Origin of the sequence: Citrobacter sp. wls757 (assembly GCF_005280935.1) — a bacterium.
GTDB lineage: Bacteria > Pseudomonadota > Gammaproteobacteria > Enterobacterales > Enterobacteriaceae > Citrobacter > Citrobacter portucalensis.
In genome coordinates, this window is sequence record NZ_SZWU01000060.1 from 621374 (window position 1) to 644706 (window position 23333).

Here is a 23333-nt window from a genome sequence, read left to right on the forward strand (position 1 = left end):
CTTTTCACAGTCAATGACGCGAGAAGATTATCTCGCCCTTCTCGCTGAAGAAGTCGAACGAGACATTCCATATGACCCGGAACCGATCGGACGTTTCAACGTCGCGCCAGGCACCAAAGTTCTGCTACTGAGCGAGCGTGACGAGAAACTCCATCTCGATCCTGTTATCTGGGGATACGCCCCCGAGTGGTGGGATAAACCACCGCTAATTAATGCTCGCTCAGAAACTGCGGCCACCAGCAGAATGTTTAAACCACTCTGGCAGCATGGGCGTGCCATTTGCTTTGCTGATGGCTGGTACGAATGGAAAAAGGAAGGTGACAAAAAGCAGCCCTACTTCATTCATCGGGCCGATGGCCAGCCGATATTCATGGCGGCGATCGGCAGCACACCATTCGAACGTGGAGATGAAGCAGAAGGATTTCTGATAGTGAAGCATGCTGCAAACAACCGCGGATAAGGGACTGATTGATATCCATGACCACCTGCCACTACTTTTTATACCTGAAGACTGATTTAGTCTAGATGAAGCAGGATGTTGGCGGGTAAGAAACAACCTTTAGAGATACAGAGGCGGCCTTTTGGCTCAACTAATCGACATAAGTTTTGCGAATCTTAGATTTGCCTTGTCATAAGCATTGTTATTATCGATAATTATTTATCTTCAGCAGTAGTACCGGAAATCTTAACATGCCAGACATAAATAAAAGTGACAGAATAGAATACATAGATGGAATTAGAGGTTTAGCTTCGCTATCAGTTGTAACATTTCATTTTTTTTGGGAAAGTTTAGGAGGTTATATTCCCGAACTTAGAAGTCATTACACCGCTCTATTTTTAAATGGAATTGTAGCAGTGATGATATTCTTCATATTATCAGGAGACTCTCTTTCGATATCTTTCTTTAAAAACAGAGATATTAAAAAACTACCACCAATACTTTTGAAAAGATATTTTAGACTTGGCTTTGTTATACTGCTTACTACTTTAATTGTTTACTTAGCTATGAAATTAGGGTTTACATATAATAAGCAGGCTGGGGCTATATTAAACTCAAATGAATGGCTGGGTAGTTTTTTGAATTTTACGCCAAGCATTAATACTGCTTTTAGCTTCTCTCTTAGCAACGTATACATCAGGCAAGGAGACAACTACAACCCCTTCTTCTGGACAATGAGTGTTGAACTTATTGGGTCCTATTTTCTTCTGCTTTATCTTTTTTGCTATAATCACATAAAAAAACCAAATTTTATTTGCTTTGCTATTTATATTTTCCTTGCAGTTATTGGCTCTTACATCTCACTATTCTTCGCGGGCATATTGCTTTGCATTCACAGGCAAAATGGATTTCTTAAAAAAATTGAACAAAGAATTGGAGTGTTGCTGAACACATTAATTTTAGTTATATTATTCATCATCTCATCCATGGTGTTTATTAAATATTATGTACAGGGCCACAAAGAACTTGGCGACCTTTACTTTATTATATGCCCAACCATGCTCCTTTTAGTTTACACTAATAAAAAATTGAGAAATCTGTTATCAATGCGGCCTTTCAATTTTCTTGGTAAAATATCTTACCCTCTTTATGCAATACATTTCGTTGTGTTAACCACAATATTTTCCAGTGTGATATCAACATATCCTTTGAGCAAACCTCAAATGATGATATTTGCAGTTTTTTGCATAGCACTTTCCATACTTCTGGCTATTTTAGTAGAGATGCTTGAGTTTATTTATCTGAGAAGACTATCTGTACTGGTCATGCAATTAATTAAATAGTTTTTCAGTAAAAGGGTCGTTGTCGTATTTTATTAGCAGCGACTACTTGAAGTTTCTATTCCTTTAGTAATTCTGGTCAAGTTGGCCAAGAGGGTTCACCGGATCTGCCCCAATGCTGATGTTGGGGTTAAACCGATGATGACACTGCCGGCGGTCAATACCGACGCCAGCAAGCATGAGAAGGAACAGATAAGCCGTACTGTTCAGGAAATGTTTGAAGAGTCTGATATGTGGCTGGTTTCAGATTAAACGCCTTGAACCGTCATATTGCTTAAGTACAATCCGCCGTGACTGGCAATCATTCAATACTCGCACTATCGAACGTTCGCCAGTCGGCCACAATCATGCTCTTGCATACGGCGTGGTTGCGGCAACTATCAATTTTTATAATTGTTCCTGCTGCTTATTTTGCTGGCGCTCGCGTTCAGCTTTTTCCATGGCTTCCCGTATTGCCGTTTGCTTCTGATTCCAGACACTGTCATCCGGCATCTCCACACGTACGGACACAAAAGAATCTGCCGGAATGTCGACAGGCTCACAGTCAGCAACCGTCTCAGTAAACACTCCGTTAATATCGGTCTTACCTATTCTGTTCTGGGCAAACAGCGGCGCAGATTGATAAATCCTGTGATACGTCATGACCATGACTGAACCATCAGCATTGACCTTGTAATCCAGCCAGATGCGTGACTGCTTGTTACGGTCCACGGGCATTTCAAAACCACCGTCAATGCCTCCCCATGCTGCATCTGAATTCAGACCTGTGCAACCTGTAATTAAGTATGACCCGCACGCCAGTCTTGTTACTAATACCCCTTCCGATTCATTATTTGTTTCATAACGGCCATCGCCAAATAATTTTACCACTGGTGATGCCTTTTTAATGAAACCGCTGGAATCAACTGTAGTATTTCTTGTATCCCAGAGTGTACGACCATTAGTGCTACTTATAAGGTTTTGGTCATTGATTCCACCAGCAAACATCCGAACAGGACCGCCTGCATAGTGGACATTAAGGCATGCAAATGTGTCCCCAGAGCGCCAAAACAGAGATGGAGACCACTGATAAAATGGAGGGTCTCCCGCAGTAATATTTTGATCATTCCGAAAGGAACATATCCCTAAATTTTTAGTTACGAAGTGATCATTGAACAGGGCGCTGGTATGGGTTTCGTTCGTTGTAATTGCTCCGGATGACTTACCAACTCCGTAAGCGCCAACGGGCATGACATCTCCATCTTCAGCCCCTGCATTTTTTGTCGCAGCTGTACCAAGACCAAGTTTGATACGCCCCCCTGCTGCATCTTTTGCACCCAATCCACCCTGGTCCATACTTAGTGGAGTCGTCAGCCCAGAAAGACTGGTGATATCATTGTTAGCGCCTGCGTCCGCTTTACCATCCAGTGTAGTGATGATACCCCCCCAGGCTGGTCCTGAGTAAGAACTGCCATCCGGCAGTTTTACCGTGATATTCCCCGTTCCACTGAATACCTGCTGCCAGTTCTGTTTGTCATAGTTCAGTCCGCGCAGGGCTTCAGTGTTCTGAACTACCATTGCGGCCGTTACCATATTCAGCGCCACACGAGGAACAGCTGACCAGGCCGCGCCAGCCTGTGTTGGCCCGGTGAAATTGCTGACCAGCGTCAACGCTGTACCACTTTCCACGGACTTAACCGGGAGCGTATAGGGAACGCCGCCGACAGTGACAACAATAAAATCTCCGGCCGCCACCTCGGTGATAAACTCGGTCCCACTGCCAGCGACCGCAGCAGAGTTATGCGTCAGGGTTAAGGTTCCTGCTGACATAGTTTTTCCTCAGTACATATTCGGAAGAATTAGAATGGGCATGGCGATATTTCTGTTACGGGTCATATCCCATGCGCCTGAATTACGGTTCGCAAACACTTTGTTGTAGGCCGACCTGACACTGCCGCCTGACATGACCACGCCTTTGGTTCTGATATTTCCCCATCCACCACTCATACGCACCTGAACGCCGGTATAGACTATCTGGCAGAACCCACCGCCAATATCCTGGAAAGTATCGGTAATCTGGATTTGTCGGTCATAGACAAAGGGGCGTTTCAGCGTGGAGAATGTCACCTGGCCTGCGGCGTTGGTCATCGTGATACCGTCGCCGCCGACAGGTGCTGTCTGATTGAATATCACCAGGTCTATCGTCGCCGTTCCGGCCACGTCGTCCCGCCCTGTGTAGGAAATATCGCGCACGATAATATTGCCGCCATCAAACCCTACCGACACATTCGGGTTATCCCATTTACCGAAAGGAATACCGCTCACCGGAAGCGCAGCACTGCCGTTAACCGTAATTCGTCCGGACCAGGCGCAGGTCATCAGCGCGGCCTGATTGGATATAGCGGTGAAGTCAGTCGAGTTTGAAACCAGTAATCCTTCGTTATATGTCGCCGCAGGCAGCAACTCCATAACGTAGCCTGACCAGTCAGGGACAATGCTTTTCCCTCCGATTGTCTCAGCCCCGATGATGACCCCGGAATCACCGTTGCGTGTGACGCCGGTCATAATGGCCACATCAAATTCAGCATAGGAATAGATGTAAATGGGGTTCGTTGGCACAACGATAGCCTGTGAGCCAGGAACAAGCGGTGTATTGACAGGGTACTGCATGAACTGGGATGACCAGCCTGAGAACGATGTACAAAAACTGGGGGCACGAAGCCCCGCAGTAATCGCCATCACCGGACGGCCATCGTTATAGTCGATTAATATCCCCTCAGGCATATCACCACCTCCCGACTACAACCCGACCACCACCGGACAAATTAACCGTCAGCCCATTCCCGTTGATGACGACAGTGTTATTGGTGCCGTTAAATGCAAATGCTCCGCCATCTGCGTACAGGTTTCCATGAAACTCAGCATTCCCTGATTTTGGTAATTTCCATCCACGCCCGCCCGGACCTGCTATAAAGTTTGATGACTGTAGGCTGTCAGTAATTTTTCCGAAATCAATGGAAGCATCACGGAAAAACGCATCGCTGATAAACACCTGACCATTAACAACAGCAAAGGGTGAATATTGCGTATCACCGCTGCCACTCATCAGGACGAACTGATTGGCGTTAAACCCGACACGGGTGACTACCGGCTTGCCCGATTCCGCCAGCACGGCAATCGACATCCCGGCGTTATACATGACTCCGTTAATCCGGACTCCGGTTTTGAGGGTGTAAATCGCAGATGCTCCGGTGGCATCTACTACGGCAGTAAGCTTGTCCTCCAGTGCGGCAGTTACATTATTGAACTGCGCCTGCACCTGCGTCGACATTTCAGCCATGGCCTTATCTACCTGCGCAATGGTCGTTTTAACCACCAGAATATCCGCGCGTACTTCGCCGTACTGCGCCCACTGATGCTCTACCGTTCCATGGTTGGCCAGCGCATTCTGCAACGCGGCTTCCAGGTTGGTATCAATGTCGCCTGTTAGGCGGTCACCGTCGGCAGACGTCAGGAAATCATCAGCAATATCGCCCAGGTAGTCGTCAGCATTCGCGTTGGATTGGCCACGAACCCAGTCGGTCCAGTCACTCTGATTACCAATACGGTCGACCAGGCGAGCCCGGTACCAAAATTCAACACCAGCCTTTAAACCCAGTTGTGTGTAGGTGTGTTGCGGATAAGGAACTCCTGCAAGCAGCAGAGGATTATCCCCATTTCCGTTTGCTGAATAATGCAGTTCGGTCTGGAGGGTATCACCTGTATCCGCCGGAAAGGACCAGTCAACCTGTATACCCCAGTTGATTGCTGTGGTGCGCAGACCAACCGGCTTGGGAACATCCCCAGTACGTCCAGTGAGATGAGTCAGCACAGAAGAGGTCCACAAACTGGACGCTCCACCAGAGTTAATGGCGCGGACTCTCACGAGGTAATCGCCTGAGAAAATCCCGGCGATCTCTATATTGCGCAGACCCGTTTCAGGGATATTGATCCAATCATTATCACCGCGTTTCCACTGTGCCTGATACGCGACAATATCTGCCTGAGGTTTCCCGTTTTTATCTACTGGCGCATCCCAACTCGCAACCATGGTCGCAAGACGCTGCCCCTGCCGGACCGAATCGTAGCTACTAATCGTAATGTTTGTCGGTTGCCCTACCAGGCCTGTCGGTAACAGACTAATCGGCGGCGTATCCAGTCGGGCGTTGTTATCAACGGCATCGTACTTCGCCCCGTTGTACTCTGCACCGGTGATACTGTAGGTGTTCTCCTCATCGTTAAATGTCAGATTGGTTACGCGGAAATACTGGAGACGCAACTGGCCCGCATCGATAACAAAAATGGCATTAGGTTGTGGCTCAGCGGTAAAGGCAGTTGCCAGTATCAGTTGCTGGCCGTTAACCGCCTGAATTGTTCTGATCTCAACGGTACCGCCTTGGGTACGAATCATCAGCGTATCGCCAGCAACAGCGCTGGTACCCCGATCGGTAGTTACAGATTTCAGCGCGGCGTTGTATTCAGTAATACGTCCACCATAGACACGGCCAGATAGCCGCTCATCTGCAAACGCAAATACGGTCCCCGGCACATAAGCGAAGCCATCAAGTCCCGTCTGAACAGTGATAATGCGATCCAGCGAGTTGGAGTAGACAGCCCACCCTCCGCGGCGCTGCGCCTCGCTTTCACGCGTACAGCCAATGGCCGTCAATTGCGTCTGCTTAAACTTGAACTGCTTAACCAAATCAGGAAACATCACCGCCGTCGTGCGGTCCTGATAGTGATTCTCCGGATCGCTAAAGTTAATCAGCGCAGAGCTATAGCGGTTCTTTTCACTGCCGCTGGAATAGGTTGGTTTCCCGACCACCGAGGCTCGAGTGAGTATCTGAAGTTTTGACGTATCCGCTGGCATATCAGAGACAACATTGAACATGTTGTTGCCCCAGAACGTCATGCCGTTAAAACCAGCCGCAATATCCTTAATCACCTGCCAGGCATCAGCCTGAGCCTGGATATAAACGTCAAACATAAAGCGAGGCTCGGTACCGCTGCCAACCTTACCATCCGGCACCTTCTGGTCGCAGCGCTGGGCAATACGGTACAGCTCCCATTTATCGAGCATCGCTGGCGTAACCCTGCGACCCAGTCCGAAGCGCGACTCAGTAAGAATATCGAACCAAATCCATGCAGGATTATTCGTCCATCCCCATTTGAATGTACCATCCCATGTACCGCCATAAGTGCGTGTAATCGGATCGTAGTTCTGAGGGATGCGGATTACTCGGCCTTTCGGCTTGCAGGATATCTTCGGGATATTGCTGAATGACTTTGCGTTGAATGACACATACAGCAGTGCTGTATGCGGATAACGGAGACGCGCGTCAATCACCTCGGTGATCGCCTGTACCTGCGTTTTGTTCTGGAGCATTTGGCTGGTACTGTCAACAGTGTCCCGGACAACTCGAATCTGCCAACCGGTGCTGGCTTTGGGAAGATTAATACGGTGGGTTAGTTCGTAGAGCGAACTGAGCTTTTCTGTGATGGTTTTAGTCATGACTGTCGAGTAAGCCCCACCGTCCACAGCAAGGTCGATATGGTACTGAACCGTTGTGCCGACAATATCCCCATCGTTTTCCTGCTGCTGTAATCCAGGGATACCAATACGTACCAGCACCGCGTCAATCTGGGTGTTACTGATCGCACGAGTCCATGGGGTAACTTTCGTCAGCGACACGCCAATACTGGTTTCATTTTCAACAGCTGGAAAGCCTGGGATTGGTGTCTGAACCTGAGTGCCGGGACGGAAGTCCCAGGTAACGTTCTCAAAGTTCATTGAACCGTCTGCATTGCCCAGCTGGGTTCCGTCAAGGAAGATGCGCGTAGCATCCAGCCCACCAGCAAATTCGCCCTCTCCCAGCGCCAGCAGCATGCGGCAGCGAGCCATTGATTGCGCGGAGTCCGGCTGTTCTACAGGTGTATGCTGTTTTTGACTCCCGCCCTTCGCACCAGTAATCGTTGCCATATTGCATCCATAAAAAAACCCGCCTAAGCGGGTTGGTTTTTGCTGTGGCTAATCACTGAAAATACGTGACTAACCTTATCTCGTAATCGAAAGTATTTTCAATTCCAGGCTTTTCCACATGAGTGATGATGTCTCCGGGGCTCAGTCGTCTGCCAAGGACATTAATTGTAGAATTGAATTTCTGATAGTCCCGTCCCCAGTCCATTTTTAAGCATCCCTGCTCACTCTTTTCGCCTGTGAAAGGATAATCCCCGGGAGGTAAAGAACCATAGCCATATCCCGTAATTAGGCCATATACCTTTTGTTCAGGTTTGATATGTCCGTTGAAATCAATAGCTGCAACAAACTCTAAAGTAGATTCCATGCGAGGATCATTTTCCTCTTTCAACCATTCAGCGACTATTTTTACAGCTGGCATTGTTGTGACCCCATAGTGAAATGCTGTTGAAGGTAGCATAACACTACGCATGTTAACCGCGAGCTATGTTGCTGAAACTTAAATATCTTCGGCAACGATTCCTGCACTAATAATTGCACCGCCGATCTCCCGCTCCCCATAGAGTGCGGCAACCGGGTTACCCATTGCCAAGGTGTTTACTGAGCTGCCGAAAGCATAGCTGGGTTTGTTATCGGGATCATCGCGCCCCTGAAGCCCTTTTGGTTGGGGTGACAGCATCTGGTAGATACCTCCGGCCATCATCCCGATACCAGCGGATATCATGGCACCACCTACAGGGGAAGCCCAACCATACGAAAGACCAGTAACCACGATACCAGCTACCACCATCACGGCTCCGAGAATGGTTTGAAATATGCCGGCCTTCTTTGCACCTTCCATAACCGGTGCAATGCGAATATCGCTATTCCCAGCAAGGTTCTGGTAGTCCTCAACCCCGATGTTTCTTTTTCCACGAAACACAGCGAACGTCATTCCGTTTTTCTTCGCGTTCATCAGATAACTTTCCAATCCGTCCAGGTTGATACATAACGCCTTCACGGCTTCAGCTGTCGTCTGCACCGCCAGCTTATGCACGCGCCCAAATCTCGCACCCAGCGCACCGTACAGGCGAATTGTCGTTAGCCGCGCCATGGTTTTATTTCCTGAGATAAGTTTTTATGTCGGACGCATATCATCGTCCGGTCTTTGAAATAGCCGCGCAAGTACGGCGTGATGCAGGATGGTTGCCCATAGAGATGATGAAGCAGCCCACCTTCTTCGGTAATGATCCCCGCATGGTTCCACTTAGCAGATTCAACCTGCATGATGACCATGCAGCCTGGCGTCGGGTCACACTCGACAAACCCTTCACGCTCCCAGTTCTCGAAATAGAGGTTGTCCGGGTAGTGGCTTTCCCACCACGGGTAGTCGACCCGGAAATCAGTCAGCGTTACACCCTGGGTGGAATGCCAGTCCATGATCAACCCCCAGCAGTCGTGAGAGCCAAGGATGAACGGGCGGCCGATTAGCGGAATAGCATCCGGGGTTATTTCGGCGTATTCATCACAATCAGGCGCATATATTCCCCATACCACACCTGACTGGTTGCATTGCTGGCGATCGAGGTCTGAGGGGATAGCCCTGGCGCCATCGCCAGGATGCGAGTGAATGACTCGAATAATGGTCCCTGCATCCTCGGCATTTGCCCAGTACTCACCATCAATACGGAAATGCTCAGACGGGTTTTCATGACTGTTCGGTACCGGAATATATCGCTGACGCCGTCCTGACTGAATGACAAAGCCGCAGCACTCGCGTGGGGATTCCTCCAAAGCATGCTTCCGGATGGCATTCATTATCGTTTTGTTCATTTTGAAGTCCGTTTATCGGGAGAATAAAACCGTTGCGGGGAAACCGCCGAAATCAAGAATTGCGGTGTTTGGCTCTGCCAGCCCGGCGCCAAATCGTTTACGGCAGTCACTAAGGCATCCGCCGCACACGTCCAGCGCAGGGTCAGCGACCACATTCCCCTTCGCATCAAAATACGCTGTTCCGTTGTAGGTACATCCGTCACCGCTGCGGTACTGGCCTCGCAGCGCCCACTCGCACAGCGATGTAATTTGACGGGTGGGAATAACCAGGTTCTGCAAATCCGCTGGGCTACTCAACGACCACGTAACCATCTCATCATCTTCTGAGGTTTTGGTGTCCAGCCAGAATGTCTGGAGCGTGAACATTGTCGGGTCTGCCGTCGGGTTCACGCCGCCCGGGAAGTTAACCGCGTCCAGATAAACGGCGTAGGTGTCGATGATGCTTACCTTCGCGTTAACCATGTCCTTGAACTGCAGGCAGAGCGCCGTGATATGCCCGTCAAGGTTCGATACGCTAAGTTTCGGCTCAGCGGCCTGGTCTGTCGAGAGAGCGAGGTCAGAAATCTGGAATGGCCAGAAATCGAAGGTTTTACCATCCCAAAATATGGGTTTTGGTCCAAGCTTAGTCTCATCACCGTTCGCCGCTTCAATCTCGGCGGGCGTATGGGGAAATGGACTGTAGTGAAAACGGTGAATACCGCCGCTGAACTCTGAAGCATCCACTTCGATCAGGCGGAGCCTGCCACCTGGCGCTAGCATTGCCGCCGTATCAATCAGTGCTGTCATGCTCCACCTCAGGCATAGACGCCGTAGGCGCGCTTAATCGTGAATGTCAGCTCAGCGAATTTGCTGCTGAGTTGGTTTTTACGCACCGAATCGGCTACAACGCGATACAGCCCCATCTCCTCGCCCGGCGGCGTGATGACGAATGCTTTAACGGTATGCGTCAACAGGAAGTCGCGAACTGCGTTAACTTCCGCCTCCGTTCCTGCGTGCTTCATTGGAACCTGAATGGCGGTGGAGTTAATACCGTTCTCAGCCACCTGTTCGTAACCGTCCCCGAACTGCGCAGACCGTATCGTTTGACTGTATTCGACAGCACCCGCGCCGAGCTGCGAATGCCAGTTGTAGGTTGCAACTGCCATATATACTCCATAAAAAACCCAGCCGGAGCTGGGTTTGATGTTAGGTTATTTTTTTGGCTAATGAAAAAATTGACCTGAAACAACGTCATTGAAAAAAGAATTAGTTACTTCACATATATAAAATGATGAAATATGCGACACTCCGTCGATATTTTTATCCATCATAGCTAACCAATTCACAGGGATAGTTTAATGAACATTGTGCATTATGCAGCCATTGGAGCTGTAGCTTTCGTAGTTGTTCTAACGATTTTGGTGATTAACATCATTAAATTAAAGTCAGCAAGGGCTGATGCAGCAGAAAAGGCAGCAAAACTTGAGCGCTACGCGACAATCACCAATGCTGAAACAGAAGCTGAACGAATCGTGAACGAAGCTAAGCAAACCGCAGAAGAGTTAATTATTGATTCGCAAAACAACCTTGGCGAAGCAAAAGCTGTGGCAACCAAAACTATTGCAGCCAGTGAAAAAGATGCAAAATCTATAACTCAGCGTGCGGAGGATATTCTATCAGATGCTCGTTTAGCAGCTAAGCGAATGAACGCAGAAGCGCTAACTGCTGTAGAAACACAAAGAGTCAAGCGTACAGAAATTGAGAAGCAGATTGATGAGCTGCGCCAATCCTATCGTGAGAAAAAAATTACTTACGATGAATTGGAAGAAGCGCTATCAATCTATAAAGATGATATGGAATTTGCCGACATGGGGTTCTATGCACCACACTTCGATTTTGAAACATCGGCCAGTTTTCAGGATGCGATCAAGGCATGTCGCGAACGACAAAAAAATCTGCTACGTGACAAAACTGAATTTGGCGCAATACATTGCCCTGCTGAATGGACGGTAGGTGGCTCTAAAAGTGAAGGTCGGAAAATGACCACTCGCGGCATTCAGATGACAGCACGTGCATTCAATGGTGAATGTGATGCTGCTATTGCAAACTGTACATTTAAAAACGTTTATCAAATGGAGCAAAGAATTTATAAAGCATTTGATGCCTTGAATAAGATGAATGAGGTTAACCAGATTTACATCAATCGTGCTTTTTTAGATTTGAAGCTAGATGAACTTCGACTTACACATGAATATCGTTTAAAAAAACAAGAAGAAAGAGAAGAACAACGTGAAATCCGCGCTCAGATGGCTGAGGAGAAGCGAGCTCAAGCCGAAATTGATCGTGCACTTCGAGAGGCCGAAGATGAAGAGCGTCGCGCCCAAAAAGCGTTGGATAAAGCCCGTAAAGAAATGGAATCGAAGCTAGCCCAAATGACAGCTGAGCAAGTAGAGAAGCACCAAGCGAAGGTATCCGAACTAGAGCATGCCTTAGAAGAGGCGTTATTGAAAGGCCAAAAAGCTCTTTCAATGGCTCAGCAAACTAAACGCGGTCATGTGTACGTTATTTCTAATATTGGTTCGTTTGGTGATGATGTTTTTAAAATTGGAATGACGCGTCGACTTGATCCTCAAGATCGAGTGGATGAACTGGGTAGTGCATCAGTCCCATTCCTGTTCGATGTTCATGCAATGATTTTCAGTGAAGATGCCCCAGCAATGGAAAGCATGCTCCATCAGCGTTTCAATGAGCAACGCACTAACCTAGTTAATAAGCGTAAAGAGTTTTTCAATGTAAAATTAAACGATATTAAAGATGCTGTATTTGAGATCGCAGGAAATGATGTAGATTTTATCGAAACAGCAACTGCTCAGCATTATTATGAAACAAAGGCAATTCGTAAGCAGAAAGCGGATATCATTTCAGTTGTTCCTCAAGAGGAAAAGCTACCTAGATTTGCGGACGCAATATAACATTTCAATGACAAATTTAAGGGCGGTTTTTAATCGCCCTTTTATGTTAAAAGTCATTAGTTACATGTTTTTGTAATAGCCGACTTTAGAATCAAAGTCCTGTTTTGCGAGAGGCGTTTGGCTTGTCACATAAGTCTCCCAAGAGCTGTACGCCTCTACGAGCGCGCGCTTTTCATCTGCATTATTGGTGATTACCTTCATCCGCTCAAAAACGCCTGATGCTAATTCCTTCCGCTTATCCTTTCTATTTGCGCCGCACGATGCAATGGCGTCGGCCACAGAGGAATTCCACCCTACGAGCTGAAGGGTATCCAATCTTTTTTGAGTTACGAACTGATCAGCCGAAGCATTGCGAGCCTGCACAGAGAGAAACTCTGCGAAGTCCTTTTTATTTGTCGGCAAATGAGAAGGTGCTTCGATAGCAACATCGCATGTTGATAGCTCATCATACGTGGCTTGCTTTTGAGTGTTGCTGCTCGATCCACTCCCAGTACACGCAGAAAGCGCCATGGCTAACACACCAGTAACAAAGACCTTTTTCATTATCATCCCCTGATTAGTATTGTTTTGAGCAGGATAACCAGGGGATGCTTTGGTGTAACCAGGTACGTGCGATATTGCTTTCTCAAAATAACTTCAATGAAAATTACTTCGGCTGGAACTGTCGTCCGAGTAAACCATCGCTTCTGGATGCCCTAACTAAGACCTCAGTCACCTTGGCCTCGATTTCCCTCCCTAACACCCTTGCCGCGTCACTTCCATCACCAGAAGTGCTTGATGATGTATTGCCCTTATTATCGACATAAATGTCAATGTTGACCTGAGGTTGGGACCCACCACCTCCTTGAGCTCTTACGCCCAGCCGTCCAGCTGAGTCGCGAGTTAGCGGCATAATTGCCTCCGCACCAGCCTCGGCAAAGACCCCTCCCTTCGCAAACTTTGACGCTCCTTGGAACGCAAAATACTGGGGAGAATCGTAGACGCCATTTACATACTTACTAAGGCTTGGTGAATCATAGACGCCGCCTTTAGCATTCGGGGTGTAAGACGGAACAGCAAAAGATTGCCCGCCTCCAGAGGATGGTGCTGCGCCACCACTTATCCAGCCCATAGCTGCCTGCACCGCATAGGCCACCATGAGGCGGTTCGTCACATCAAGGATCATCTTTAGCATCGACTTGCCGAACTCTTTAACCGATGCTTTTCCGGTCGTCATAAGTTCGGTCAACATGTCGCTCAAGCCGATCAGCGTGGAGCTGGCGACGTTCTTCACGGAGTCATAGGTATTCGTAGCGGCCTCAAGATATTCATTCCAGCCACTAACCGCCCCTGCTTTCCAGTCACCACGCAGCTTATCCTCTTCGGCGTAATAGTTCCGAAGCGCTGTCAGCTCTTTCTCATAGCCAGCATCCTTGAGCTTACCACCGCCATTTAGCCAGCCCTGCCGAAGCTGCGCCTCTTCGGTCATTCGCTGGACCATACGACTGCTTAAACCCGACCCGCTACGTAACGCCTCAGATTTTTCAGTCATCTGCGTTACATACTTATTTGCCTGTTGTGCCAGGCCGTTAATCTTCTGCTGCACCTCTACTTCTTTGTTCTTCTGATCCACAACCTTCGCGGCATTCAGAATGGCTTCACGGCTCGACAGGAGTGACTTCTCCTGCGCGGTCAGCGCGCGGTTTTTGGCGGCCTCGTCCAGTTCCGCAAAGCGTGACTGTTGTTTGCTGAATTCGGTATTTTTGGCGTGAATATCGCCGGTCTGACGCAGCGTTTCGAGCGTTTCAGTTAGGGTTCTGGCCTGAGCGCGGTAGTTCTCCAGGGTGCGATCGCCAGAATCCAGCGTAGCTCTTGCCTCTTTGGTCTTTTTCGCAGAGTCTTCTGCAAGCTTCGAGACTGCGTTTCTCGACTCGCGGCTCGAGCCCCCTTCCCCTTTAACGCTGGCACCTCGCGCTTCGGCTTCATAGCTTGCCTGTGCATTAGGCGCAGTGACCCGCTTCCAGAGTTCATCGTAGCGTTTTTTGTTCGCTGCGATCTCTTTGTCAGCTTCCGCCCCGGCCTTTTTCATAGCCTCAACATCCATGCCGAGGAAGTCGGTTATTGCTCCGCCGCCCGGGATTTTCTCAGCCCATCCTGCAATGGTCCCAGTAAACTTGGAATCCAGAGAGGTAATGTTGAGGAACAGGTCCTTTATCGAAGCTTCAACCAGGTTGAAAATATCGATCACCTGATTTCCCCAGGCGCGGACAGTAATCCCGATATCATCAAAGGAGTCAGATGCTGTTTTCTTTAACCACTGCCAAGTCTGCCCAATGTTATCCGTCGCCTTATTCGTCTCCTCAGCACGCTTAGCCATGACACCTGCAAAGAGGTTTATAGCTTCGTTTACTGCTGCTTGTTCCCCCTTCTGCTTACGCAACTGGATGATGTGTTTCATCATAGCTTCATCGACAAAGCCATATTGTTCATTCAGGCTGGCCAGCCCTTTTACCGGATCGCTGACAATTTTGCCGAAGTCGGACATCGCCGCTTTGGTGTCGCTACCAGCCTTGCCCATCAGGGTGATGGAGGTGGCGATCTGTTTCATCTGTCTGGCGGTATATTTGCCAGTATCGTTCAGCGTAACCAGAGTATCGACAGTGGAGCTGATGGATGTGTTCGTCTTGCCGGCGACCTCTTCAGCAGCCTCATTTAGCTGCTGCATTGAGGCGAAGCCAGCGCCGCCCATCATGATGACCGACCGGGCAACCTGGTCGAACTGTGCAGACGAACTGTATGCCGCAGCAGCCAGCAGACCAACCGTACCGACCAGACCTGCCAGCGCAATCGTGGTTGGGTTAATCATCCCGGCCATGCTGCGGATATATTCGCCAACACCCGACAGCGCCCCCTGAACCGAGCCAAACTGGTCTTTAATCTGCCCACCCTGCTGGAGCAGAATCAGGAACGGAGACTGCCCACCAGCCAGCTGCATGGCGATATCGGTGAATTGCGCCGGAAGCGTGCGCATTGCTGCGCTGTACTGGCCAACGGAGATTCCAGCGCGCCGGGCAGCAGCTTCCTGCCTGGATAGCGCATCTGGTAGTATTTCAGCGACACCAGAGAGGCGCTCACGCGTCTGGTTAAGGATGGTGTTGAAGTGCTCGAACTGGGTGCCGTTAATGCGCCCCGCTTCGAAGTGTGCCACCAGCTGCGCATGCTGCTCGTCCAGCGAGTTGAATGCGCGGATCGTCGGGTCGATTGAACCCAGCAGGTTTTTCAGCGCGGCTGATTGCTTCTCTGCCGCCTGAGTGGTCGCGAGTTCTGCCTGGGCACGCGCAGCTGCTTCGCCGGCATCCGTCAGCTTAAGCCGGGTGTCGTCCAGGATTTTGTTGTAGTGCTGAAAATCATCGGTATCCAGAAAGCCTTTGGTCTGGAAGTTACGCAGCGCGGCCTGTTGTTCGTCCAGCCGGTTCAGTGCTTTGTTTACCGGATCGATATTCTCAAGCAGGCCTTTCAGTGCAGCCTGCTGCTCTTTGATACCTTCGCTGCCCTGCTTCGCAGACTCAGCACCCGCGCGAAATACGCTGTTAAGGTCATCAGCCTTGCCGACGGCACCGGCCGCTGCCTCTCCGAGTTTATCCAGCTCGTTGCTGGCAGTTTTTAGGTCCGAAACATCAGCCCGCAAAGTAATTGAGGCGATCTGGTCTGTCATTATTTCGTCTCCTTATGCATTACCTTGAGAGCCTCACTTTCCATAATTTGAAGGTCAGCCAAGCAGGCCGCCGCATCCTCAACCCCGTGCAACTGAAACACCCAGGGGAGAACGGTGTAGTCAAGGCCGGTCGCACCACTCGCACCGACGCGCCATTGGGTCGCCAGCGTGGAGAAGATGGTAAAGGCCTCCCATATGGATGGCAGGATCCCCACTTCTTCCTCCACGTCCTCAGGCGTTAAACCAAAAGCGGCTAACTCCGCGAGCGTCGGTCCCGGTGTATACAACGCTGCGGCGACCTGCCTCAGTTTTTTTCGCGCAGTCCCATCAGCTCTTTGGTGTATGCCAGCCCGATGCTGTCGAACGCGCGAGGATAGTTCTTTAGCAGGACGATTACGTTGTCGCGGGTAAACTCGTCAGGCAGCGCCCACCCTTCGACTATCTCCATCAGGTAATCGGCCTGCGGTTCGATAGAGGCTTTTTTGCCATCAGCTTTTTTTTGCAGTTGCTCATCCATAGCGCGCAGCTCGTCCAGCGTTTTATGGCGGAAGGTGAAGGTCAGTTTGCCGTCTTCGGCGCCAGCTCGCGGGATGCTGGCAGTAACGGAAAATGTCGGATTGGGGATCAGGGAGAATTTGGTCATTCGTTTATCTCGGTAAGGCCCGGATTACCGGGCCAGATTAATCAAGTAATGCTGACGGTGCATCCGGCAGAAGTGAGCGTCTTGCCTGCGGCGTCGGTAACTTCGCAGGTATACACCCCAGCATCGGAAGACTGAGCGGACGGAATGTTGAGCGTGGATGCGGTTTTGCCCGGAATGGCTGTGCCGTCCTTCTTCCATACGTAGGTATACGGCGCGGAACCGCCCTGCATGACCACCGACAGATCCAGAGCTGCATTAGCAGCAACAGACTTGGTTGCCGACAGGTCAGTCAGGAACGCCAGCGGCGTAGCGGAGGAATCGGCAATCGGGTAAATCTGCATATCCGATTCGAAGTTCATTCGCGCTTCATTGCTTTCCACGGCATTGATTTCAGTACGTGGTACACGCTGGAAGGATACTTTGGCAGAGTAGTATCGATCGGCTTTGCCGCGCGGGTTGTGGAACCAGACCGCTGTAGTATCGCTGGAGTCGTCCAGATCAATCAGACGTTTGTAGATAGCCAGCTGCGGGTCATGCGCGAAGGTGTAGACCTGTACCACCGCGTTTTTGAAAGTCGGGATGGTACGGGCTTTATCATCCTCCAGGAACTGCACACTGATGGTCTGCTGGTCACCGCCTTCGGTGGACAGCGTCATAACCTGAGGCATGGTGATCCACGAATCAATTTTACGCAGCGTACCTGCCCCGGTACCCGCCGGAAACTTCTTGGTGTCGGTGGTATCGAAGGCTTCCAGCACGATTTTCGTACCAGTAACTGACTTGACACGCACCACCATGTTGTCGAGCTTCAGCCAGCCAGAGCTAACCTGGACGACATCGCCCGCGAGGATGCCAGCAGCCGAGGCAACGGTCAGTTCGCATTCCGTCGCATTGGATGCCGCAGTGAAGACAATCGGCGCAAGATACGCCTTGGCCACGTTTACACGCGACCCGTTAGGGGTTGCGAATGCCATTGCATTCTCCTGAATTTAAGTAGTAAAAAACCCACCAGGTGGTGGGTCAGTAATCAGCGCGGTACTGCATGCTGATGGGGATGGTGTAGGTTATGGAGCCGCTGCTGCCGTTTGGTGCAGAGGTCGGACGGTCCTGTATTGGCTGGCGAATCTGAGGCGGCCCGTTGATATAGACGGTCAAATCACCAGCCACCAGAGCGAGGCCTTCGGGAAATCCACCCGCAATCACACTGGCAAATGTTCGCGCCTTGCCGACGCCTATTCCTGCGGGGGTGACTATGTTCACCTGGAAAATGCCCTGATACGTACGAAGCTGCCCTGCAAAGTCTTGCCCGATAGTTTGTGCCGGGAGTATATAGACCCTCCCGTACGGGACATCATCTGGCGGTTCAAAAATGATGTTTGGCCAGGCTATCGGCATATCAATCGCAAGGGCGATATCAGCAAGGCGCGACTCGAGCAATTCCGCAATTAGCATTGATTGGTCACCGGCCATTACGTACCTCGCTCATCGCCTCACGAAACAACTGCGCAGCGTCCAGTGCAGTGATACCTACCATGCCTCCCGGCGCCTGATTCGAGTGCCCGTTCTCCAGCGCCTGTGCGTATGGCAGGTTATTTGTGAAATAAACCGAGCTGACCTGCCCCACCCTGAACACTTCAAGCACCGCCAGACCGCGGGAGTTGGAACCCTGGCCGGAGGCATCCGGAGTATCGTTGGATTGGGTCGGTTGGCTATCAAACCCCACATACCAGTTGTTCTTGAAGCGCCCGCCGACATAACCATCTGGCTTTTTGATGTCCATCGAGTCGTTTACCCGCAGGCCACGTTTAAGGCGCCCGGACTTCGTCACGTTTGTTGGGTCATCGCGAAGCGCTGCGTTATGCTCACGAACGGCAGTGTTATAAGCCGACGCCGTCTGATTCACTTCCCACGTTTCAGGCTGCCCAACTGGCGACACATCGACAAGGCGCCCGAGGATTTTGATACCCGTCCGGCGCACCACCTCGTCTATCTCCTGCTTTGAGCTATCAACGAACAACTGAATGGCAGCCAGGAACGGCTGATTAGCAGAACTTGCCATAGTTACGCCCTCAGTTGGATGTTGTAGGAGATAAGCACATCAGCAGGCTTAACCGGGTTCGGTTGCACTACGCGCCATTTCTTGCCGTCGATTTCGATGCGGTCATCAATACGCACTTCCGTTTCGAACGTGGCAGACAGTTTCTTATCGCCGGTGGCGATAAGAGAGCCATCGATTTCGCGGGAGGAATATTCTGTGATAACGCCGGTGACGGTCGCAGTTATCGCCAGGGTAATGACCTCTTTCCCGAACTGATCGCGAGTAGTACCGCCGCCACGGGTCAGTTGGTAGGCTCTGCCGTTCTCGGTCAGCAGCCGGGTCGCGGTGTTGCGCATGCGTCGGTAGTCGATTGGCATATCACCCCCTTTCGATACGGATCTGATTGCCGCCGACCACCAGCCCACGCAGCGAGGAATAAAACCAGGGGAACGACGGCGCAGCCTTGATTGTGCCCGGTTCGTACTGAACTGCCACAGCGCCCTCGACGCGCTCCATGACCACTGCACCACCACCAGCAACTGACGGAGTGAGGTCAATCTCCTGCGATTCGATAGCCAGGCGGCATTGTGCGTCAACGAGGCGCTGCGGGATCGCGTCATCCGGCAGGTCAACGCCATCAAAGCGCACGCCCGAGCGCGGCCACGACAGCGGCTGCGATATGCTGGAGCGCTGGCCGCGCCAGATCTTCCCTTCCAGATAATCCATCGCCTGCATCAGCATCTGGCCGCATTCGCCGTCATCGGCAGGTACTGTGTAGCCGCGCCCGGTCGCAAACGTGCGCAGGTCGACAACGCTGGCGTAGCTGTTGAAGTCAGGCGATTTGGGGTCGGCAACCAGCATGCTTACTCCTCCAGACGCCAGTCCAGCGCCAGCCAGTTATCCACTTCGACAGGGTGAACCTCAGCACTCAGCGGACCGTTGGGAAACTCTGGAATATCACGCACCATGACAACCAGCTCAATACTAGGCTGTTCCAGCTGCTGTTCCTGCCGGGAAGGAGTTTGTTCAGCACCATTCTGAGCCGCAAGCTTTTCAGCCTCACGCTGCGCGCGCTGCTCTTTGGTTAATCCGGCCATTGGGCCTCCTGAAAAACAAAGGGGCCGAAGTCCCTGCGGTTAGCCCATGATGATGGTGGAATGTTCAGGCTGCACGGATGCCACACCCCATGCCACACCAACCTCGTAACGTACCTGGCGGTACTGGCGGTACAGCGCGATCTGGAAGGTGATGCCCGATACTGGGTCGGTCACGTTCATCACATCGTCAGCGGTGTCGCCGCCTTTTGGCATTGCCGGGGTGCGGCACGCCAGCAGGAATGCGTTGCGGTCGAATGCCATGTTTGGCGCAAACTCGCTCAGCACTGTAACGGCTGCCTGGTCGGCCAGATCCTGACGAAGACCCGGTGCGGCAATGGTGATGCTGGAGGAGGTAGCGGCCACCACCAGATACTGATTATCATCACCGTCAAATTTCACTGCGGTCCCTACAGCGATACCACCGGTACCCGCAGAGATGGCAACGATGATGTCGCCCTCTTTCTTCGCGCCATTGACCTTGTAGCCAGCAGCGGTGCTTTTCGCCGTACGCTTGATGTTGGCGGATTCATGCAAGTTGAAGCCCATCACGCGACCGATGATACCTTCGCGCAGGAGTTGGTCGGTACCAGCTTCATTCGCTTTGAACAGCACGGACTGCTTACCACGAATGGAGGCCATCGCTTCGCCGCCCAACACCATGCGCAAATCGGTAGTTGGTGCACCGTTATCAGTCAGAATTTGGCGGGCATTCGCAGCATCGGACAGATCGTCTTTAATGCTGAACGGCGTATCTTTCGGCGCACCGACAGCGCGAGATGATTTGTAGAACAGCGCAGCAAGGTCAGCATCCATTTCGTTGCTCAGCGCGCGGAAAGCTTGGGAGAACTGGTCAGCCAGGATGACGTCGTAGTTACCTGACGGCCCGATCGCCAGCTGCTCTTCACCGTTCCATTTGACCGGGGCCATTTTGGATTTGGTGATTTTGACATCCACGGTGCCGATGCTCTGATCGCCGTCGTTTGGTGCCGTTGCCGCAGGTGTGATATCAACGGTGGTGGTCGGAGGTGCAACCGGCGCAGTGACGGTCTGGTCTTTAGCCGCGGCATCGGCTTTGGAGTTACGGGCCACCGCCGGGATAAAGCCCACCTGCTCGCGGGATACGCGGTTAAGCGCGGTGTAAATAGTTGGGATGAGGCCAGTGAGTGTGTTGGACATTCAGGTTTCCTTTCGGTTAATCAACGATGCTGGTACCGCCGCCAATCACAGCCTGTTGCTCTGCTGGGGGTAAGGCATCAAACGCAGCACGTTTCATGGTTTTTTGCCCGGCCTGATGCTGCGACTGGTGGGAACCACCGCCGGTATTGCCGGACGCTTTGAGGATGTAGTCTTTCTGCGGATGCAACTCGACCAGAGATTCCAGCGCTTCGTCGAAGCCAGCCAGTTCGCCGGGCTTGGTGCGGGAGAACACCTTGTTGCCCTGCCCGTCGTATGCCACGACCTTGCCGTCTTCAATTTTGAAGTTCTGACCAAAGTGGGAACGCACGAATTCAGCCGGGATCGCCATCTTCTCGGAGATGAATTTCGAACCACCGAAGCGGCCGCCGATCATCTCGTCGTAGAGCTGGTTTTCTAATGACTGGTTCTTTCCGTTCACTTCGTCCAGTTGCTGCTGGAATACCTTGGTGATCTCGGCCTTCACCTGGTCAACGGCGCCAGCATCGAGCAGCTTCTTCTGGTCGATTTTGGTCATCATATCCAGAGCTTCGAGCGCCTTGGTCGGGTCGGTGATGCCAGCGAACTTAGCGAGACTGGCTTCCGCCGTTTCCTTCGCTTCACGGTGAGTTTTCGCTTCACCATTCAGCGAGGTGATTTTGGTCATCGCTGCGACCGCGTCGAACGGGATTTCTTTGCCGTCATCATGGACGTAAACAGGCATACCGTTTTCAACGACCACATTGCCGTTAGCATCGAGTTTGAGTTTCATTGTTTTGCTCCAGCCTTCCGGCCATTGGTAATAGGTCATCCGACCCGGTCACCGCGTCGCATCCGCTCAGCGGCAGGTATAAAAAAGGCCACCCGAAGGCAGCCTTGAGTTGAATTTTGTAATGCTCAGATCTTATTGATTATTTGCTCTGCGATTCTTGCGTCTTCTTCTGACGCCTCACCAGATAAGGCATAGGCAATCATCGCAATCATGATGAATTTGCGCTCAGCATCAGTCAGGGTGATAGTTTTGTCTTTCTCATTTTGCATGGCTAACCCTCAAACGCCGAAGCATCCACGCGGCGCAGTTCATCCAGGGTGAGAAATTCCCCGGCATCGTTAAACATCTCCGGCACCGTGATTTTGCCGTCACGCAGCATCATGGCGCGTGTAACACCAAGCACCTGCTCCTGCCGCGCGTACGACTGCCGGGTGAGCCAGTCGGCATAACTCGTATTTGCTGGCACCTGGCCGTCCATGGACGCCCTGGTTGCGTTACTCAGTTCGTCAGGCGGTATCTGCAATTCTTCCCACGACTTAGTGATGAGGATTTCACCGGAGCGACAGCAGAAGTGGATTTTGCCGGGTCCGCGTAGGTATGGGACCACATGACCCAGCGGCTTGCCGTCGAGCGTGTAGAGCTTGCGGTCGCGGATGATGCACCACTGGCTGGTATGCGTGTCCAGCGTGGAGGACCACTGCTTGGCCTTCACGATATCGCTGTTGGCCTGGGCGAACTCCTGGCGCGCAGTGGCGGCCATATGGTTCACCGCAGTGCGTGTCACGACGGCAAGGTCGCGGCGGGATGCGTTAATCACCCCATCTTCACGGTTGAGTTTCGGCGTACCAGCGATGCGTCTGACAATCTGCTCTACCGTTTCACCCTGGAGGAAACCGGAGCGTACAGCGTTAGTGATTTTGTCCAGTCGATCCGATTCAAGCTTCTGGCCCCACTCCTTCAGCAATCGCCCCTGGAAGGGCTGCGCCACTGCCGCAGCGTAAACCTGCTCGGGTGCGATGCTCTGGAGCGGAACATGCTGGAGAATCTGCTTGGGTATGATGCTGCTGAACAGGTCCAGTTGATACCCGGCTTCATACTCAACGTAGCGCGTCAGTTCGCGCGCCAGCGCAGTATTAACCGGTTCATAGGCCTGCTGGTTGAGGTCACGCACACCCACCAGCAATGACGCCAGGCGGCGGGCGCTGTACGTGTCAGCTCGCTTACCGTCCAGCAGCACCAGTAGTTTGGCTGCCAGGTCAGCATCAAGCCTGTTCAGCAATGCCACCATGCGCCGGGCGACGCCCGTGCCGTAGCGGTTCACGTACAGCCCGTGCGCTATCGTCTCATCCTGCAGGCGATCGTTAACTGAACGGGCCATA

General features: G+C 51.4%; 25 protein-coding genes and 1 pseudogene. 4 read left to right on the forward strand and 22 right to left on the reverse strand.

Features of this window, described 5'->3' with window-relative positions:
- From FDW94_RS17860 to FDW94_RS17870, 3 genes and pseudogenes are all read left to right on the forward strand, one after another.
- A pseudogene (locus tag FDW94_RS17860) lies at positions 1–509 on the forward strand (SOS response-associated peptidase family protein); the annotation flags it as partial.
- Between the two features lie 181 nt (positions 510–690).
- Positions 691–1782, forward strand: coding sequence for an acyltransferase (locus tag FDW94_RS17865; RefSeq protein ID WP_137377978.1), 1092 nt, complete (start codon positions 691–693; stop codon positions 1780–1782).
- Between the two features lie 57 nt (positions 1783–1839).
- Positions 1840–2031 (forward strand): DinI-like family protein, encoded by a 192-nt coding sequence (locus tag FDW94_RS17870; protein WP_137377979.1) that lies wholly within the window; start codon positions 1840–1842, stop codon positions 2029–2031.
- 135 nt (positions 2032–2166) lie between these two features.
- Here the strand turns inward: FDW94_RS17870 and FDW94_RS17875 are convergent, their stop codons facing one another.
- The 8 genes from FDW94_RS17875 to FDW94_RS17910 form a co-directional block, all read right to left on the reverse strand.
- Positions 2167–3588 (reverse strand): phage tail protein, encoded by a 1422-nt coding sequence (locus FDW94_RS17875; RefSeq protein ID WP_137377980.1) that lies wholly within the window; start codon positions 3586–3588, stop codon positions 2167–2169.
- A 9-nt stretch (positions 3589–3597) separates the two neighbouring features.
- Entirely contained in the window at positions 3598–4542 is a 945-nt protein-coding gene (locus FDW94_RS17880; RefSeq protein ID WP_137377981.1) for a DUF6453 family protein, read from the reverse strand.
- Position 4543: 1 nt separating this feature from the next.
- Positions 4544–7777 carry a DUF1983 domain-containing protein gene (locus FDW94_RS17885; RefSeq protein ID WP_137377982.1) on the reverse strand — a complete coding sequence of 1078 codons (3234 nt, stop codon included), beginning with the start codon at positions 7775–7777 and terminating at the stop codon, positions 4544–4546.
- A gap of 52 nt (positions 7778–7829) precedes the next feature.
- Positions 7830–8195 (reverse strand): hypothetical protein, encoded by a 366-nt coding sequence (locus FDW94_RS17890; protein WP_137377983.1) that lies wholly within the window; start codon positions 8193–8195, stop codon positions 7830–7832.
- Between the two features lie 78 nt (positions 8196–8273).
- A complete protein-coding gene (locus FDW94_RS17895; RefSeq protein ID WP_137377984.1) occupies positions 8274–8867 on the reverse strand; it encodes a tail assembly protein in 594 nt (197 codons plus the stop codon).
- On the reverse strand, positions 8855–9586 hold the full coding sequence (locus FDW94_RS17900; RefSeq protein ID WP_137377985.1) for a C40 family peptidase: 732 nt from the start codon (positions 9584–9586) through the stop codon (positions 8855–8857). The genes FDW94_RS17895 and FDW94_RS17900 overlap by 13 nt, the downstream gene beginning before the upstream one ends.
- Before the next feature lie 12 nt (positions 9587–9598).
- Entirely contained in the window at positions 9599–10372 is a 774-nt protein-coding gene (locus FDW94_RS17905) for a phage minor tail protein L (protein WP_137377986.1), read from the reverse strand.
- 8 nt (positions 10373–10380) lie between these two features.
- Positions 10381–10731 (reverse strand): phage tail protein, encoded by a 351-nt coding sequence (locus tag FDW94_RS17910; protein ID WP_137377987.1) that lies wholly within the window; start codon positions 10729–10731, stop codon positions 10381–10383.
- A gap of 192 nt (positions 10732–10923) precedes the next feature.
- On the opposite strand from FDW94_RS17910, the gene FDW94_RS17915 reads away from it, so the two are divergent.
- Positions 10924–12537 carry a DUF4041 domain-containing protein gene (locus FDW94_RS17915; RefSeq protein ID WP_137377988.1) on the forward strand — a complete coding sequence of 538 codons (1614 nt, stop codon included), beginning with the start codon at positions 10924–10926 and terminating at the stop codon, positions 12535–12537.
- 60 nt (positions 12538–12597) lie between these two features.
- Here FDW94_RS17915 and FDW94_RS17920 read toward each other — a convergent pair whose 3' ends face one another.
- The 14 genes from FDW94_RS17920 to FDW94_RS17980 all read right to left on the reverse strand — a co-directional run bounded on the left by FDW94_RS17920 (position 12598) and on the right by FDW94_RS17980 (position 23332).
- Complete coding sequence (locus FDW94_RS17920; protein WP_137377989.1) at positions 12598–13080, reverse strand: hypothetical protein; 483 nt, start codon at positions 13078–13080, stop codon at positions 12598–12600.
- Positions 13081–13183: 103 nt separating this feature from the next.
- Complete coding sequence (locus FDW94_RS17925; RefSeq protein WP_137377990.1) at positions 13184–16231, reverse strand: phage tail tape measure protein; 3048 nt, start codon at positions 16229–16231, stop codon at positions 13184–13186.
- Positions 16231–16518, reverse strand: coding sequence for a DUF1799 domain-containing protein (locus FDW94_RS17930; RefSeq protein WP_137377991.1), 288 nt, complete (start codon positions 16516–16518; stop codon positions 16231–16233). The genes FDW94_RS17925 and FDW94_RS17930 overlap by 1 nt, the downstream gene beginning before the upstream one ends.
- A gap of 17 nt (positions 16519–16535) precedes the next feature.
- Complete coding sequence (locus tag FDW94_RS17935; protein ID WP_137377992.1) at positions 16536–16874, reverse strand: phage tail assembly chaperone; 339 nt, start codon at positions 16872–16874, stop codon at positions 16536–16538.
- Positions 16875–16915: 41 nt separating this feature from the next.
- Positions 16916–17848: a phage tail tube protein gene (locus FDW94_RS17940; protein ID WP_137377993.1), complete on the reverse strand. Its 933-nt coding sequence runs from the start codon at positions 17846–17848 to the stop codon at positions 16916–16918.
- A 46-nt stretch (positions 17849–17894) separates the two neighbouring features.
- Entirely contained in the window at positions 17895–18326 is a 432-nt protein-coding gene (locus FDW94_RS17945) for a DUF4128 domain-containing protein (protein WP_249358599.1), read from the reverse strand.
- Positions 18327–18333: 7 nt separating this feature from the next.
- Complete coding sequence (locus FDW94_RS17950; protein ID WP_137377995.1) at positions 18334–18933, reverse strand: hypothetical protein; 600 nt, start codon at positions 18931–18933, stop codon at positions 18334–18336.
- 2 nt (positions 18934–18935) lie between these two features.
- Complete coding sequence (locus FDW94_RS17955; RefSeq protein ID WP_137377996.1) at positions 18936–19289, reverse strand: hypothetical protein; 354 nt, start codon at positions 19287–19289, stop codon at positions 18936–18938.
- Between the two features lies 1 nt (position 19290).
- Positions 19291–19773, reverse strand: coding sequence for a DnaT-like ssDNA-binding protein (locus FDW94_RS17960; protein WP_137377997.1), 483 nt, complete (start codon positions 19771–19773; stop codon positions 19291–19293).
- A gap of 2 nt (positions 19774–19775) precedes the next feature.
- Positions 19776–20009 carry a hypothetical protein gene (locus FDW94_RS17965; RefSeq protein WP_137377998.1) on the reverse strand — a complete coding sequence of 78 codons (234 nt, stop codon included), beginning with the start codon at positions 20007–20009 and terminating at the stop codon, positions 19776–19778.
- Positions 20010–20048: 39 nt separating this feature from the next.
- Entirely contained in the window at positions 20049–21185 is a 1137-nt protein-coding gene (locus FDW94_RS17970) for a P22 phage major capsid protein family protein (protein WP_137377999.1), read from the reverse strand.
- A gap of 16 nt (positions 21186–21201) precedes the next feature.
- Positions 21202–21954 carry a DUF6651 domain-containing protein gene (locus tag FDW94_RS17975; RefSeq protein ID WP_137378000.1) on the reverse strand — a complete coding sequence of 251 codons (753 nt, stop codon included), beginning with the start codon at positions 21952–21954 and terminating at the stop codon, positions 21202–21204.
- Between the two features lie 125 nt (positions 21955–22079).
- Complete coding sequence (locus FDW94_RS23565) at positions 22080–22223, reverse strand: hypothetical protein (RefSeq protein WP_170974249.1); 144 nt, start codon at positions 22221–22223, stop codon at positions 22080–22082.
- Positions 22224–22225: 2 nt separating this feature from the next.
- Positions 22226–23332 (reverse strand): phage minor head protein, encoded by a 1107-nt coding sequence (locus tag FDW94_RS17980; RefSeq protein WP_137378001.1) that lies wholly within the window; start codon positions 23330–23332, stop codon positions 22226–22228.
- Between the last annotated feature and the right edge of the window lies 1 nt (position 23333).

Bases quoted from the DNA above. Each gene is read 5' to 3' on its own strand.
- FDW94_RS17865 (WP_137377978.1), top strand. From the start codon at position 691: ATGCCAGACATAAATAAAAGTGACAGAATAGAATACATAGATGGAATT.
- FDW94_RS17875 (WP_137377980.1), bottom strand. From the start codon at position 3,588: ATGTCAGCAGGAACCTTAACCCTGACGCATAACTCTGCTGCGGTCGCT.
- FDW94_RS17880 (WP_137377981.1), bottom strand. From the start codon at position 4,542: ATGCCTGAGGGGATATTAATCGACTATAACGATGGCCGTCCGGTGATG.
- FDW94_RS17885 (WP_137377982.1), bottom strand. From the start codon at position 7,777: ATGGCAACGATTACTGGTGCGAAGGGCGGGAGTCAAAAACAGCATACA.
- FDW94_RS17890 (WP_137377983.1), bottom strand. From the start codon at position 8,195: ATGCCAGCTGTAAAAATAGTCGCTGAATGGTTGAAAGAGGAAAATGAT.
- FDW94_RS17895 (WP_137377984.1), bottom strand. From the start codon at position 8,867: ATGGCGCGGCTAACGACAATTCGCCTGTACGGTGCGCTGGGTGCGAGA.
- FDW94_RS17900 (WP_137377985.1), bottom strand. From the start codon at position 9,586: ATGAACAAAACGATAATGAATGCCATCCGGAAGCATGCTTTGGAGGAA.
- FDW94_RS17905 (WP_137377986.1), bottom strand. From the start codon at position 10,372: ATGACAGCACTGATTGATACGGCGGCAATGCTAGCGCCAGGTGGCAGG.
- FDW94_RS17910 (WP_137377987.1), bottom strand. From the start codon at position 10,731: ATGGCAGTTGCAACCTACAACTGGCATTCGCAGCTCGGCGCGGGTGCT.
- FDW94_RS17915 (WP_137377988.1), top strand. From the start codon at position 10,924: ATGAACATTGTGCATTATGCAGCCATTGGAGCTGTAGCTTTCGTAGTT.
- FDW94_RS17920 (WP_137377989.1), bottom strand. From the start codon at position 13,080: ATGAAAAAGGTCTTTGTTACTGGTGTGTTAGCCATGGCGCTTTCTGCG.
- FDW94_RS17925 (WP_137377990.1), bottom strand. From the start codon at position 16,231: ATGACAGACCAGATCGCCTCAATTACTTTGCGGGCTGATGTTTCGGAC.
- FDW94_RS17935 (WP_137377992.1), bottom strand. From the start codon at position 16,874: ATGACCAAATTCTCCCTGATCCCCAATCCGACATTTTCCGTTACTGCC.
- FDW94_RS17940 (WP_137377993.1), bottom strand. From the start codon at position 17,848: ATGGCATTCGCAACCCCTAACGGGTCGCGTGTAAACGTGGCCAAGGCG.
- FDW94_RS17945 (WP_249358599.1), bottom strand. From the start codon at position 18,326: ATGCTAATTGCGGAATTGCTCGAGTCGCGCCTTGCTGATATCGCCCTT.
- FDW94_RS17950 (WP_137377995.1), bottom strand. From the start codon at position 18,933: ATGGCAAGTTCTGCTAATCAGCCGTTCCTGGCTGCCATTCAGTTGTTC.
- FDW94_RS17955 (WP_137377996.1), bottom strand. From the start codon at position 19,289: ATGCCAATCGACTACCGACGCATGCGCAACACCGCGACCCGGCTGCTG.
- FDW94_RS17960 (WP_137377997.1), bottom strand. From the start codon at position 19,773: ATGCTGGTTGCCGACCCCAAATCGCCTGACTTCAACAGCTACGCCAGC.
- FDW94_RS17965 (WP_137377998.1), bottom strand. From the start codon at position 20,009: ATGGCCGGATTAACCAAAGAGCAGCGCGCGCAGCGTGAGGCTGAAAAG.
- FDW94_RS17970 (WP_137377999.1), bottom strand. From the start codon at position 21,185: ATGTCCAACACACTCACTGGCCTCATCCCAACTATTTACACCGCGCTT.
- FDW94_RS17975 (WP_137378000.1), bottom strand. From the start codon at position 21,954: ATGAAACTCAAACTCGATGCTAACGGCAATGTGGTCGTTGAAAACGGT.
- FDW94_RS23565 (WP_170974249.1), bottom strand. From the start codon at position 22,223: ATGCAAAATGAGAAAGACAAAACTATCACCCTGACTGATGCTGAGCGC.
- FDW94_RS17980 (WP_137378001.1), bottom strand. From the start codon at position 23,332: ATGGCCCGTTCAGTTAACGATCGCCTGCAGGATGAGACGATAGCGCAC.